Origin of the sequence: Chryseobacterium sp. POL2, from assembly GCF_011058315.1 — a bacterium.
GTDB lineage: Bacteria > Bacteroidota > Bacteroidia > Flavobacteriales > Weeksellaceae > Soonwooa.
In genome coordinates this window covers 136008-150372 of the sequence record NZ_CP049298.1, presented here as the reverse complement: position 1 = coordinate 150372, position 14365 = coordinate 136008, and the positions used below count along the sequence as shown (strand labels likewise).

Sequence of the window (14365 nt, the reverse complement as noted above, 5' to 3'; positions counted from 1 at the left end):
ACGCTTTTATTGCATGACAACACCAAAATATCATCTAGAATCTGCGGCCGGGATAGTAAGGGCGCGAGCGAAGCGAGCGGTCTGAAGAACAGCGACAGGACAAAGCTTGGCTTCTGAAGACGAAACCCCTGAATAGCGCGAAATGCCGCCCAAATAAAACTTCTAAAAACTTGCGCGAATCTGCATGCTTCCCGTGTGGATGGTGCGTTCGCCAGAGTTGCGACCTTCGTAATTGACATTGAGCTGCAAAAATGAATTGAGGTTTTGTTGCAAAATAACACTCCAGACTTGGTTTTTCCCAGCTTTGAGACCTTCCAACATTTGGTTCCCAACGATGCTAAAACTGTTGCCCGTAAACTCGTTATTGATAAATGAAAAGTTAGCACGCAAAGAGGTTTTCTTGTGATCCCATTGCAAAGTCCCAGAAAGTTCGTAAGCTTTGAGACGCTCGTCGCCATCGGATCTTTTCTTTTGGCGAAGCGCGCCAAAAAGTTCGGCTTGCAGACTTTCCGTTAGGCGGTATGTGGCTTTGGGTTTGGTTTCCCAATTTTGTAAAAGATAGTTGCGCGTGCTGAACATCTGTGAGTGATTGGTAATATCTTGCAGTTGATTTTCCCAATCGGCACGGAAGTTCTTATTAAACCAATATCCCAAATTAAAGAAATGCGAATCTTGTGAACGCTCCTCTATACTATAATTGGCGTTGAGCAAATTGTCATTCGCCGAGTAGCGGTAATTGGCGTTCCAACCAGATTTGTCATTGGAATTGAACAATGCCGAAAACAAGATGTTTTGGGTTTTCATAATCTGGTCGCTTTCCTTTGCAAAAGGATTGAGCACCACGACGCGATCGCCTTTCATAAAAGCATTTTGCGACAACATGGACACATTGAAATTCCAACGTTTTAAAAACTCGTTTTCGGAACTAAAAATTACTGCGGGATTTACAAACAAGGCCAATTGTAATTTGTTTTTGTTGGAAGCCAAATATTTGACTGTATTGGTGTAAACCCTAATGTATTGCGCCTGGTCGATATATTCTGCGACCTCGAACTCGTCCAGTTGCTGAATGCCATCGCCATTATAATCCGTCCATTTATAAACGCCTTGTCCATCTGTCACTTTGATGTACTGAAATTCGCGTTGCGCTTCTTGTCCATTTCCTAATTCATAAAAAGCTTGCAAACGCATTCCGTTTTGGAAAAGTTGTTGGTTGTACATAATGTTTCCGACAACAAAATCTTGATTTTGATCGTTCGCTAAAGTTTGATCTTTATAGAAAAATTTACGATAATGCACCAATGCCGACAATTGTGTTTTTTCGGTTTTAATGATTTGGCTTTCTGCCATAATTCCCAAAATATTGTTCATCTGTTGCAAACGATTATCCCGAATGGAGTCGTTATCCCGCAAATAGACTTTCGTTAAAAGCTTTGTCCGCGCGCTGTCTGCAATTTTCTTTTGCAAAAAGACTTCATTCCAGCTAAAACTCGACACATCATAAAGTCCCGTTTGGTTGTATTTTTTAAGATTATGTTCTAGTGCTGCGCCGACTGACCAACTTCCCTTCTTTGTTAATAATTCCGCGGAAGTATTTGCCCGAATAAACTGCGTATTCATCGCGGTAGATTTGGTATCAAGATAAGACGCATTGGCAAGCGTTATCCAACGTTGATTTTTCCAACCAAAGCTAAAATCATTTTTCAGGCCTTTGTAATTGGCTTTTTCATCGAGGTAATTGATTTTATAATTTAAAAAAGTTCGGTCTTTCCAAATATTATCAAAACCAAATACAAATCTGTTTTGAGTAATCTGGCTAAATTCTTCTGTTAGATTGAAATCGCGCCAAAATTCGACATTGTTAATTCTGTCCAGAACTTTAAATTGCTTGTCGATATGCTGATATTCGAACATTGGTGTTCCTTTCCAATTGTTTTTGGTAAAGCTTTTATTAGCATATATTCTTGTTGCGTAGCCAATATTTTGTTTGTTGTCTTTGGATGAAAAAAGATTAAGATCGTTATTACTCAGTGATGCATCTACGCCGATAACACCGTTTTCTAAAGCATATTCTGCATTGGTTGAAAAGACTTGGCTTTTCTCTGGTGCTGGCAATCGACGAACCGCGAGATAATCACCAAGCCCGAGTCCTACATATTCGAAAACGCGTCCATTATTCGTGGTTTGCGAGATTCTATAATCGCCTTTGGTATTACCAAAATAGGTGAAACTCACTTGGTAAAGTTCATCCTCTTTATTGGTAGAAAACTCGTAGTGATAATTGGTTCCGGAAACTACTTTTTTGTACAAAATTTTATTAACATCATAATCGGTTTTCACACCAGAAGGCGCATACATCATCTCAGCATTGTTACCCGCATTGATGAGATATTGTTTGTCTTCGTCACTCAAATTAAGCGAAAGTGGCGCATTTTTGTTATCATTCTCCATGAACCACGACAGACCTAGCTTAAGTTTTTCCCGCTGATGCTGGATATTTCCTGTAAGAAGAAAGCGTGTATAATTGCGGTTGGTGTAGTTATAAGTAATCGTGATAAAATTCTGTTTATAAATTGGTCGAAAACTCGTGAAAGTAATTTCGCCTGTATTATAATTAATGGTGTAATCGAGGTTTTCGCCACGCTTCATCAATACGCCATCTATATAAACTTGTTCGGAGCCAGAGATAATGGTTATAAACTGTTCGCCATTTTTCCCGAGTAGCCGATAAGGTCCTTGGTTGCCTTCAATCCCCTGAAATCGCATTCTGTTGAACTCACTTCTTGCAATACCTCCAGAAACGTCCAGACTGGTTTTGTTGCCATTATGTTCCCAGCTGGTTAAAAATTGAAGTCCCATACTGCGTCTTTGGTAGCGTCCGAAATAAGTTCTGTCATCATCTAAATCCAAATGTCCTGCACGAATAATGCTATGTTTTTTGATATCTAGCTGAACATAGATTTTATCAAACTCTTGCAAAGTTTGGGTATAACCATCCGCCTGAATTGGTAAATTGTGATCCGAAATCGATGCTAATATCGAAACATCTTCGCTTAGTTTTCCGGAGATTTGCATATCCATAGAACTTTGTACCGAAGATCCTTGGTTGTTCCCAAAAGTGATACCCCGCACGATAGAACCTTTGGAATTGAGGTCGCCAAGAATTCTGGCTTTCGTATTTTTCACCAAAACCTCTTCGTCATACACCAACTGGGAGGCTTTTTTTATAAAATCTAAAGTGTCTTTGGTAAAATAATCCTTATCAATCCTAGCGGAAAGAATGCTGTCTTTTTTTACCGAATCTCTGGGAATATTAGGGTTTTTCCATGAAAAAATTTGAGCTTGTAAAAGTCCACAAGCTAGGCAACACAACAAAATGGTAAAAATCTGTCGATACAATTTCAAATAATTTCTGAGCATAAATCTACGAATAATACAGATGTATAAAAGATTTACAAGTGATTAACGAGAATTTTGAACAAAAATTTTACAATCAATTTAAAAGTTTATATTTGTAACCCTTTCTTAAAAAAAACGAGTTTATATAAATCCTTAACCATTTATTAACCTTTAAAACTTTAAGATAGAGAAACATAAATTAACTTTGCAAAAGATAAACTTAAACTTAAATATTTTTTATTATGAAGAAATTTTATTCTTTATTAGCAATTGCTGCTATGTCTGTAGGTGTTAACGCACAACAAACAATTTTCGAAGCAACTTTTGATGATGTTGACGGAACTGGTGGTAACGATGGTAGCTGGTCAGGTAGTATAGCTGGAACAGCATTAAATTCTTATACAACAGGAGGAACATGGGAACTTGCCAATGCATACAAAGGAGCTTCTTCTGTAAAGCTGGGATCTGGTTCTAAACTAGGGTCAATTACAACACCCTCTATTACTGTTGAAGGTACAGCAACCTTAACTTTCAGAGCTGGTGCTTGGAATGGTAATAATGAGAAAACAACATTAAAAATTTCTGCTACAGGTGCTACACTAGATTTAGCGACAGTTACTTTACAAAAAGGTGCTTTCGATACTTATACTGTAAATATTACTGATGCAAGCGGAGATGTAAAAATTAAATTCGAAGGAGAAACAGCTTCTAACTCCAGATTCTTTATCGATGATATTAAAGTAACTACTCCAACTCAAGCTATTGGTAACAGCAACGCTACAAAAGCTAACTTGGTTAAAAACACAGTGGTAGCTAACGAAATCATCTTCGGTCAAGATGCAAAAGTATCGGTAATCAACATGGCTGGTCAAGTTGTAAAAACGGCTGAGGTTAAAGAAAATGCTAGACTAGATGTTTCTAATCTTGCAAAAGGTACTTATATTGTAACTGCTACTGTTAACGGTAAAGCGGTATCACAAAAGATCATCAAAAAATAGTTTTTCACGCCGAAAAACAAGCTAGCCTCCTATTTTGGGAGGCTTTTTTGTTCATACAAACATAATATGTATCATATTTATAATGTGTAAATAATGCTTAAATTTGCAATAGATAATAAGAAGATAAAGTCTTATTGTTTTAGCTAAAGCATTATCTAATAAGCTTTTTTTGTATTTAACATTATATAAAGAAAGATTAAATATTTGTTAAATTTTCATGTTTTGTTTTTCAAATTAAAAAAATATGTAAATTAGCAATCCAATTTTTAATAAAACTTAAATTTTTATATTATGAAAAAAATCTTTACAATTTTAGGTGTATCTGCAGCAATGTTTGCTAGTGCTCAAACAAATTTATTTGCAGGTTCAGATTTTAACGACTGGGCAGCATTTCAATCAAGCTTAGGATTTGCTCTTAAATCAGGAGAACAAAGTGTTGATGGTGGTGTAGGTGGTACAGGTGCTTTAAAAATCACTGACAATACTTCGACGTCAAACATCTACGTTATGACAGCTAATAAAAATATGAATACTGCAGGTATCAATTATATTACTGTTAAATTCAAAGGTGTTTCTGGAGGTATCTCTTTCAATGCTGGTGATAAGTTTTTTAACGTTCCTGCTAACACAACTAGCGACGTAACTTTATCAGCTGCTACGCAAAATGCTTATACAGGAAGTATCAACGCTAGCGATTGGATTACTGTTACATTAGACCTTACTGGTGTTTCTTGGGATACTAATTCTTTCTCTATCAAACTTCAAAAAAGTTCAACTAACGCATTGTTCGTAGATGATATCAAAGGAACTGCAACATTAGCAGTAGGTGATGTTAACGGAACTAAAGCTAACTTGGTGAAAAATACAGTAGTTGCTAACGAATTAATCTTCGGACAAGCTGCTAACGTATCTGTAATCAACATGGCTGGTCAAGTTGTTAAAACTGCAGAAGTTAAAGAAAACACTAGACTAGATGTTTCTAACTTAACAAAAGGAACTTACATCGTTACTGCAACAGTTAATGGTAAAGCAGTTTCTCAAAAAGTTATCAAAAAATAATTATTTTTCTTAGAAAAAGAGAAGGCTTCCAAAATTTGGAAGCCTTTTTTGTGTTTAGGATTTTTTCTGAAAGCTAGAAAGCTTTATCGCATTCTTGATAAGCCTCCCCGGTCGAAAGACTGTTTTTACACTTTTTATACTACTGGCACCTACTTCCTCTGGCGTGTCCTTGCCCTCGCTAGAGCCACCTGCTTGTAGGGTAAAGTACTCACCAACATAGACAATCTTACCATCGCTAACATCATCGGCAATTTTGGAAAAGGTACTTTCCAGAACCGCCAGTATATCCGCTTTGGACACTGTAGAAGTGCTGGCTGCATACTTTGCAAGATCTTCTAGTGTGGTCTTGCCATCGCCTACGATATTGGCATAATACTTGGGTGGTGCGGCAAAATCTCTTGGATTTTTGCGCGCTACAACATTAAATTTGATTGGCATAACTAATAAATTTTTTGTTAAACATTTGGTTTTTAATATCTAAACTAATGTAAAAAAAAAAATGAATACACCAACCTATTTTTTTTAATAGACTATATACTTCCCAAAAACACCTTGTTGTTCTTATGAAAACACCTTGAGGTTTTTATGAAAACACCTTGTTGTTTATAAAGCCACAGCTTTCTAACTATTTTTCCATACTTATATAAAAGCCTTGTTAGAGCAAGGCGCTTCAACAAGGCTCTAAAAAACAATTAATAAACCCCTCTGCGCAAATTACTCGTCAAAGCACTAAGATTAAAAATCAAGGTATAACGTATCCGGTAGCCATAATCTTTCATAGCGGGCTCGAAGCCCAAAGATGATTGTATCGGGAAATAGATTTCAAAAAAATCTGGAATAATCTTTAGTTTAACACCAGAATCCCAAAGAAATTTTGTTGACGCTCCCCTACTTTTGTACAATCCAGTATCCGCATAAAGGTTGAACATCTTCCACAAATGAGCATCCACATTGATGCTCGTAATCCATTGATTGGATTTGGTTTTAAAATCCGACTTGAAGCCGCCTTCTGCTAAAACAAATTGTTGAGACAAAATACCCGTCGTTGCACTCTGTCCCAATAGTCCATAGGAAAAGGCATAATTGGAAACGCGCGAAATACCATAATCAAAAATATCATTCTGCGTTTTGTTATTTAAAAATAAGCCACCAAAAAAACGGAAACTTATCTTTTTATTCTTGGCATACTCCCAACGATAGAAAGCTTCTGTGGACCATTTTTGAAAATCTTCCATCCACTGAAATCCTGTATTGAAATATTTTTCGTGGATCGCAGCATTGTCATTATAAGAATATCCTAAACTCCACAAGTTATACTTGCCGTATTCTTTCGCCAAAATACGTTTTTCGTCCAGGTCTTTTTGAAAATGGGCATAACTAAAATACAAGCTTCTGCTAACGGCACTTCTCGGATTTTTATTAAACAAAAAATTGGTAAAGACATTGTAAGTCTGGTAAGCCAAGTCATAATCGTAATGAAAATACGACGCACCACCACCCAACTGCCAGCTTCTAAAGAAACTATCTGCTGGTAAAAAGTTGTAAGAAGCACCCGCTTTCCCGGTTAACTCTCCCGTCCCAGTACTATAATAAGGTGTTAAGGTATAAACAAATTTCTGATCAAAAACACCACGATTGACCAGATTAAAACCTAACATGACCTTATCATACGCATTGAAACTTGCCCGTGGCGAAATATAAAGTTCGTTATACTCAGGATTCGGGACATCTTTAATAAGTTTCAGTCGAATTTGCTTCATATTCGAAAACAAGCCTTTGGTATAAAGATAGTTGTCCCGAAAATTGGTTTCTGGAAAGATAAACTCATCGTTAACAATCAGTTTGTCCGCATCTTTAGATTGAATGCTATATTGTCCAGAAGCTTTGTCTGCCAAGTTCCATTCGGTTTCTTTTATTATAGATTCCGATTCGGTTTGAAGTTTAAACGGAATTTTCTCCTTACCTACTTTATTGACTTTAACAACAAAATGATCTTCCTGACGCGTAAATCGTTTAAGATTAAAATTAATTCGGTTTTTCTCCTCAATTAAGGATTTTAGAAAAGTTGAATTGCCACCAGTTTCTGTTTCCAAAGCCGACAAAAAATCTTGTGCCACTACAGTTTGTTGGTAATGTTTTGAAAAATAAGAATTCAAAAAACGGTCAAACTTAAAATGTCCCAATTGATCCGCTAAGAAATTAAATAAGAGGCCTGTTTCAAAATGGCTAATCGCTTCTGTATTGAACTTACTGAGATCTTCAAAATTAGAATTAATGCTTTGATCTAAGTTTTGCGTCAATATATATTGATAAGCCAACGGATAACGCTCTGTCAATTTAAGTTTTGACGCATGGAAGATTTTCAGAGGCTTCATCCCAAGAATTTTGGCTTGCTCTGGCAAATCGCCCAAAAGTTTATGATGGGGATAAAATTCTTTAATATATTGTATCTCGCTGTAGGTTTGCAAACCGTTTTTCAGCCAATGGTCTTCATTCTTTTCATTAATAAATAAAGCATCCATAAGCTGTTTTGATAAAATGCTAAAATAATGAAGATCTACTTTTTCGGCATCAGAAAATAATTTGTAATGAAACTTCCAAAACTTAATATCATCAATACCGACAAATTTTTCGCTGGATCTGTACCTTTCACTTATAAATATCTTTTTTGGAAGATTTCCAAAGCGTTTCTTCAAAAATTTAAAATGAAGCGGTGCAAAAAAAGCCAAGCTTTGGCGGTCTTCTTCGGTAATTGCATAGCCAAAAACGAGTTTTATAGTTTCGTTATCAACCTCAACATCGAGCGCATCAATCTTGTTATAACTGATAAAAAATTCGGGATCATTGGTGGACACACCTTCGAAAGTATGCGGATTTGTTTTGACAAGACTCGACTCCGATTTATACAATTCTGAAAGCTCAAAATGGACTTTCCAATAAGAATTGCTGTTCAGGTTCTGCTCGATATCCAAAAAATGTTTCGGGTACTGATTTTCGTTTTCAAAACTATCCGGAACGATGAAAAAATATTTCAGATTAATATCCTTTTCCCCAACGCCATAACCTGTGAATTTGGCATTAGGGAGTTTTATTTCATAAGTTAAATTAATTGTTATGGCTTCTTTTGGTGCCAACATTTTATCCAGATAAAAGTATAAAAACTCCTCGTTAAGCTGCTCATAATCTTTGCTATTATTAGCGCCTTCAATATGCAGATTTTTAAGTGCACCAAGCTCATTGGCTTTTGCAAAATACAAATCTTTTTTACGGTCTTGGAGTTTTCTTTTAAGAAGTGGCGTACTTCTGTTTTGGTAAGCAGCCACCCAATTTTGAAGTTTAATTTTGTCGGTAGGCTTATCAAACGGATTGTGATAAACGATCTGCTGCGCCACAATTAAACTTTGTGCATCAGCAGATAATTTTGCGGAAATCCTAATGCTATCTTGTTGTCCAAAACACCAAAATCCTCCCATCAAAAACAAGCTACTCAAAAATAATTTCTTCATCAAATATTTGGAATAATCAAATCTACAAAAAAATAATTCGATTTTCTTTATAAAATCCTATCAATGAAACCGATTAGGATTCAATTTTTCTTAATTCTAATTTAATATTTAAATACTTTTTTAAAAAAAAGCTGCCTTCGATAAATCTCGAAGACAGCTTTTACATTAATTAAATATTTGGGCAAATTATAAAGCATTTTTGTAAGCTTCCCAACCCGCTATTTTGTATTTCACAGCTTCTTGTTCTGGATTCTCAGCTTTATAAATGCCACGTCCTACGATGATGAAATCGGTATGATAATTTGTAATCACCTTCTCTGGCGTATTGTATTGTTGACCTTTGTTATCGCCTGCATCCGAAAGGTTGACACCCGGCGTCATCAACAGCAGATTATCTGCAATTTGGTTTTGTGCAACACAAGCCATCACGTTAGCTTGTGACTCGATGATTTTTGTGGCTTCTTCACGATAATGTGCATCGGTCAAAGTTCCTTTGGAAGACATCCCCAAAATAGCAACAACGCCAACGTTATGAAAACCGTCCAGACTTTGGCTACCACCAATAACTTGCGCGGTTACCAGATCTGCCCAATTGGAAATCTTGTACATGCCGTACGAGAATTGCAATTCCTGTGTATTTCCGATATCTGCAAATTTTCGATCTTCCATGATGAGGAAGTTATGTTTTTGTGCTAAGTCTTTTAATGGTAAAATCGTAGAATCTGGATCAAAATCGGTTAAAATATCGATATGTGTTTTTAGCGCAACAATATGCGGTCCCACCATATCTGCAAAGTCTAACAATTCTTTGGTTGACAAAACATCAGCCGAAGCAATAAGGTTTGAGTTTTTAGCGATGGCAATTTCCAAAAGTCGTTTGCCCATCGGATGTTCCACAATGTGTAGTTTGTCTTCATAAGAAATTTTTCTCTTCTCTTGAAACTGAACTTGGTTTCCGCTAAGAAAATCATTAATTCTTTGAACTTCTTCATCAGTAAGCTGTTCAACTTCTTTCAAAATTTCAACAACTTCCGAAATGGAGAATAATGTATGAACATTGTAGCCTTTAGCTTCTAGTTTTTCTTTTCCGCCTTGCTCTCTGTCAAGTACTACAACGATATCGGAAACATTAAGACCTTCGTTCTCTACCTCATCAATAGTTTCTATCAAAGACTTTCCAGAAGTGATGACATCTTCTACCAAAAGACAATTATCGCCTTTTTTATAAATTCCTTCGAGAAGTTTTTTGGTCCCGTAGGTTTTGGCTTCTTTTCTTTTAATAATCAATGGAATATAACTTTCCAAAGACATCGCCGTTGCCATGGGAAGCGCTGCATAAGGCACACCACATATCACATCAAAATTGTCCAAAGGCAACATATCCAAAAGATAATTTGCCAGTTTTTTGAGAATTTTGGGTTCGGATGCTAAAGGTCTTAGATCGACATAAAAAGGGCTTTCTATTCCACTTTTTAGGGTGAAGCGACCAAATTTGATAATCCCTAGTTTGTAGCATTCTAAAAAGAATTCTTTTTTACTTTCCATTTTTACTTTTCACTTTCTACAAAGTTAAAATTTAATTTGTAAAAAAGAAGTATGCTTTTGCTACGAATCGTGGAAAATCGGCTTAAAATTCGGAAATTTGCAATATGAAACGTCCTACACAAGATATCATCAATCTTCTTAATGAAAAAGCAGACTTCTACAATCACATCGATTTTATAGAAAATGATCCTATCCAAATTCCGCATCGTTTCGAGATAAAACAAGATATTGAAATTGCGGGATTTCTCTCCGCAAGCATCGCGTGGGGCAACCGAAAAGCGATTATCAAAAATGCTGATTTTATCATGTCTTTGCTAGAATATTCGCTTTATGATTTTGTTCTTAATTTTAAAGAATCTGATCTAAAATCATTTCCTGACAAAGCGGCGCATCGTACGTTTCACATGGAAGATTTAAAATATTTTTTAAAACAATTCCAAAGAATCTATCTAAAACATGAAAGTTTGGAAGATTTGTTCCTTTTAAAAGACAACGAAACCAATTTTTATCACGCGATAGAACGTTTCAGAAATACTTTTATCCAAGAAGAACATCGCGCCAAAAAACATCTAAGCTCACCGTACAAAAATTCTGCTTCCAAACGAATCATGATGTTTTTGCGATGGATGGTACGCGAAGATAATCGTGGGGTTGACTTCGGCATTTGGAAAAATATTGATCAAAAATATCTTTCTATCCCGTTGGATGTACATACCGCCAATATTTCGAGAAAACTTAATCTCGTGAATCGCAAACAAAACGATTGGAAAACTTTGGAAGAATTGGATTTGGTTCTTCGAGAGCTTAATAATAATGATCCTGCCGTGTACGATTATGCTTTATTCGGACTTGGCATCAGCAAGGAGTTTGAATAAAAGAAGCAGCTCTTTAGGAACTGCTCCAGTAGATAGACATCTCATTTTGTTTAGTTAGTACTCTATAAAAAAGAGATAGCTAACCAGCCATCTCAAAATGTATCAAATCAAATATAGTAATATCGAAAATAGGTCTTGTAGAACGTGTCATTTCCATTATTTCTGTAATAAAGGTATAAAATAATTCAACATCATAGATTAACTGAATGTTAAAAAATAAAAAAACTCAGTTTTCACTGAGTTTTATATATTACTTTTCGATTTTTCTTTGTAAGACCTCATCGACCATTCCGTAGCTTTTAGCCTCTTCGGAAGTCATCCAATAATCTCTATCCGAAGCTTTCTCCACCCACTCGTAGGTTTGTCCAGAATGTTGGGAAATAATGTCATAAAGTTCTTTTTTCAACTTCAACATTTCTCTCAAATTAATTTCCATATCCGATGCTACACCTTGCGCGCCGCCACTTGGTTGGTGGATCATCACACGAGAATGCTTAAGAGCAGAACGTTTTCCTTTTTCACCAGCTACTAACAGCACTGCTCCCATAGACGCTGCAATACCTGTACAAATTGTTGCTACATCGGGTTTGATAATCTGCATCGTATCGTAAATTCCCAAACCTGCATAAACGCTACCACCTGGCGAATTGATATAAATCTGAATATCTTTTGACGGATCTGAACTTTCTAAAAACAAAAGTTGAGCGGTTACGATATTTGCCACTTGATCGTCAATCCCAGTTCCTAGGAAGATAATCCTGTCCATCATCAATCTTGAGAAAACATCCATTTGTGCGACATTCATACGACGCTCTTCCATAATATAAGGCGTCAAATTGGTTGGATTAAACAATCCCATATATTGATCGGTTGCTAAGCCGTTGATCCCTTGGTGTTTTACCGCGAAATCTCTAAATTCTTTTTTTAAGTCCATATAGATTGGTATTTTTCTTAGTTCTCTTTTGCAATATCTATTCCTTTGCTAAAATAAGTCATTCTGTCACAAAATCCTATACAATAAAGCATCTAGTTGGTTACGAAGTTGCGTCAGTTTTATAATTTTTAAATAAATATCTTCTTTGTGTTCTTCTTCCTCCAGTTGGTGTTTGAGTTCTTCAACGATTTTCATCACATATTCACGCTTGTAACGAAGGATGGTATCTTGTACCATCTTGGGAACCACTTCTTCCTCTGAACTGAAATAAATATTATACTTCGACCAATCACTTGTTTCGTAAGGGTTAATAAGTGTATCTGCCATTTTGCTCGAAATATCTTCGTCCAATAATGAGAAGAAAAATGAACTGGATCGTAACTCATCTTCTTGAAGTCCCAATTTTATTTCTTGAACAATTTTTTGATTAATCTCTGTTTGAAGTTGGCAATCGTCTTCCTCCAAATGCTGGATAATCTCCTCTATCACCGTTATTTTGTAAGATTCACCTTCTGGATCCTTGCGTTCTATAACCACATCACCAAATTTCATCATCAATTCTATCAACTTTTCTTCTAGCACAAAAAGTGGACTGATTTTGATTTCTGGCTCTGTGACAACTTCTAGTTTTTGGACTTGTTGAAGTTGTTGTGGTCGCGGCTTGTGTTCTTTATCTTTAGAATCTTTCTGTATCTGAAGCTCATTAAACAAGTTCTGCTCGCTAAGTTTAAACTTATTAGCAACCTCTTTGAGATAAATCTCCTGTTTTAATCCATTAGTTACAAAAGCTACAGATTTTACAATTTCGCGAATAGCTTCGGCTTTTTTTATCGGATCATTTTCTGTATTTCTGAAAAGAATTTCAGCTTTAAAATCGATAAAATCCTGCGCATGTTCCTGAATGAAAGATTCTACGTAATCTTGCGGATGCTTTCTGGAAAAACTATCTGGATCATCACCATCTGGAAATAACAATACGCGGATATTCATCCCTTCGGAAAGCAACATATCAATACTTCGGAAACTCGCTTTAATACCCGCTGCATCACCATCGAAGAGAATCGTCACATTCTCCGTAAGACGTTTGATTAATTTGATTTGTTCTACCGTAAGGGCCGTTCCGCTACTCGCCACAACATGTTCTATACCAGCCTGATGCAGCGCAATAACATCCATATAACCTTCCACCAACAGACACAAATTCTGCTTCGAAATAGCTTGTTTGGATTGAAACAAACCATACAAAACATTGGATTTGTGGTAAATTTCCGTTTCTGGGGAATTAAGATATTTAGCCGTTTTTATCGTATTATTGAGAATTCTACCTCCGAATCCTAAAACACGCCCCGAAAAACTATGGATGGGAAACATCACCCTTTCGCGAAAACGATCTACACCTTTTGGCGCATTTTCTGGAAAAACAGAAAGTCCCGATTTTTCTAAAATCTCCTTGTCATAGCCTTTCGCTAAAGCAAATTCTGTAAAAGCATCTTTCTTTTCTGGCGAATATCCTAACTGAAATTTCTTAATAATATCTTGTCGAAGTTCTCTTTCTTTAAAATACGAAAGTCCGATCTGTTGACCTTCCTCGTCATCCCACAGCTGATGAATAAAGAAATCGTTGGCAACCTCATGGATTTTATAGATCAAATCTTTTTGGTCACGTTGCTGCTTTTGTTCAGGAGACATCTCGACAACATCTTCCTCCACGGCAATACCATATTTTTTTGCTAAAAAACGTAAAGCCTCAGGATAAGAGAATCCTTCTAATTCTTTAAGAAACGTGATAACACCGCCACCTTTACCAGAAGAAAAATCTTTGAAAATCTGCTTACTCGGTGACACAATAAAACTCGGTGACTTCTCATCCACAAAAGGACTCAGACCTTTTAGGTTAGAGCCTGCCCGTTTGAGCTGCACATATTCGCCGATAATTTCTTCGATACGAACGGTGGAAAATATTTTATCAATTGTCTCTTTGGTTATCACAATTATATCAGAATTGTATTAAAAATCGTTGTATAAAAGTTTACAAATTTAAGATTTGAA

The 14365-nt window shown here is 36.1% G+C and carries 9 protein-coding genes; 3 read left to right on the top strand and 6 right to left on the bottom strand.

The genetic code is table 11. From position 1 onward, the window contains the following. Positions 1-162: 162 nt before the first annotated feature. Positions 163-3420: a hypothetical protein gene (locus G6R40_RS00695; RefSeq protein WP_228455886.1), complete on the bottom strand. Its 3258-nt coding sequence runs from the start codon at positions 3418-3420 to the stop codon at positions 163-165. Between the two features lie 221 nt (positions 3421-3641). On the opposite strand from G6R40_RS00695, the gene G6R40_RS00690 reads away from it, so the two are divergent. Next, positions 3642-4397: a T9SS type A sorting domain-containing protein gene (locus G6R40_RS00690; protein WP_165130592.1), complete on the top strand. Its 756-nt coding sequence runs from the start codon at positions 3642-3644 to the stop codon at positions 4395-4397. A gap of 291 nt (positions 4398-4688) precedes the next feature. Further along, a complete protein-coding gene (locus tag G6R40_RS00685) occupies positions 4689-5456 on the top strand; it encodes a T9SS type A sorting domain-containing protein (protein ID WP_165130590.1) in 768 nt (255 codons plus the stop codon). A 54-nt stretch (positions 5457-5510) separates the two neighbouring features. Here G6R40_RS00685 and G6R40_RS00680 read toward each other — a convergent pair whose 3' ends face one another. From G6R40_RS00680 to pyrF, 3 genes are all read right to left on the bottom strand, one after another. Continuing rightward, positions 5511-5894, bottom strand: coding sequence for a DNA-binding protein (locus G6R40_RS00680; protein WP_165130588.1), 384 nt, complete (start codon positions 5892-5894; stop codon positions 5511-5513). A gap of 254 nt (positions 5895-6148) precedes the next feature. Further along, a complete protein-coding gene (locus tag G6R40_RS00675) occupies positions 6149-8962 on the bottom strand; it encodes an aminopeptidase (protein WP_228455885.1) in 2814 nt (937 codons plus the stop codon). Positions 8963-9148: 186 nt separating this feature from the next. Then, the gene (gene pyrF / locus G6R40_RS00670) at positions 9149-10507 is read right to left on the bottom strand and encodes an orotidine-5'-phosphate decarboxylase (protein WP_165130586.1); all 1359 of its coding nucleotides are present in this window, start codon (positions 10505-10507) and stop codon (positions 9149-9151) included. Positions 10508-10611: 104 nt separating this feature from the next. Here pyrF and G6R40_RS00665 point away from each other — a divergent pair, with 104 nt between their 5' ends. Beyond that, a complete protein-coding gene (locus tag G6R40_RS00665) occupies positions 10612-11382 on the top strand; it encodes a TIGR02757 family protein (RefSeq protein WP_165130584.1) in 771 nt (256 codons plus the stop codon). A 250-nt stretch (positions 11383-11632) separates the two neighbouring features. On the opposite strand, the gene clpP is transcribed toward G6R40_RS00665, so the two are convergent. Further along, entirely contained in the window at positions 11633-12316 is a 684-nt protein-coding gene (gene clpP / locus G6R40_RS00660) for an ATP-dependent Clp endopeptidase proteolytic subunit ClpP (RefSeq protein WP_165130582.1), read from the bottom strand. Positions 12317-12382: 66 nt separating this feature from the next. Further along, complete coding sequence (gene dnaG / locus G6R40_RS00655) at positions 12383-14305, bottom strand: DNA primase (RefSeq protein WP_165130580.1); 1923 nt, start codon at positions 14303-14305, stop codon at positions 12383-12385. Positions 14306-14365: the final 60 nt, after the last annotated feature.

Bases quoted from the DNA above. Each gene is read 5' to 3' on its own strand.
- G6R40_RS00695 (WP_228455886.1), bottom strand. From the start codon at position 3,420: ATGCTCAGAAATTATTTGAAATTGTATCGACAGATTTTTACCATTTTG.
- G6R40_RS00690 (WP_165130592.1), top strand. From the start codon at position 3,642: ATGAAGAAATTTTATTCTTTATTAGCAATTGCTGCTATGTCTGTAGGT.
- G6R40_RS00685 (WP_165130590.1), top strand. From the start codon at position 4,689: ATGAAAAAAATCTTTACAATTTTAGGTGTATCTGCAGCAATGTTTGCT.
- G6R40_RS00680 (WP_165130588.1), bottom strand. From the start codon at position 5,894: ATGCCAATCAAATTTAATGTTGTAGCGCGCAAAAATCCAAGAGATTTT.
- G6R40_RS00675 (WP_228455885.1), bottom strand. From the start codon at position 8,962: ATGAAGAAATTATTTTTGAGTAGCTTGTTTTTGATGGGAGGATTTTGG.
- pyrF (WP_165130586.1), bottom strand. From the start codon at position 10,507: ATGGAAAGTAAAAAAGAATTCTTTTTAGAATGCTACAAACTAGGGATT.
- G6R40_RS00665 (WP_165130584.1), top strand. From the start codon at position 10,612: ATGAAACGTCCTACACAAGATATCATCAATCTTCTTAATGAAAAAGCA.
- clpP (WP_165130582.1), bottom strand. From the start codon at position 12,316: ATGGACTTAAAAAAAGAATTTAGAGATTTCGCGGTAAAACACCAAGGG.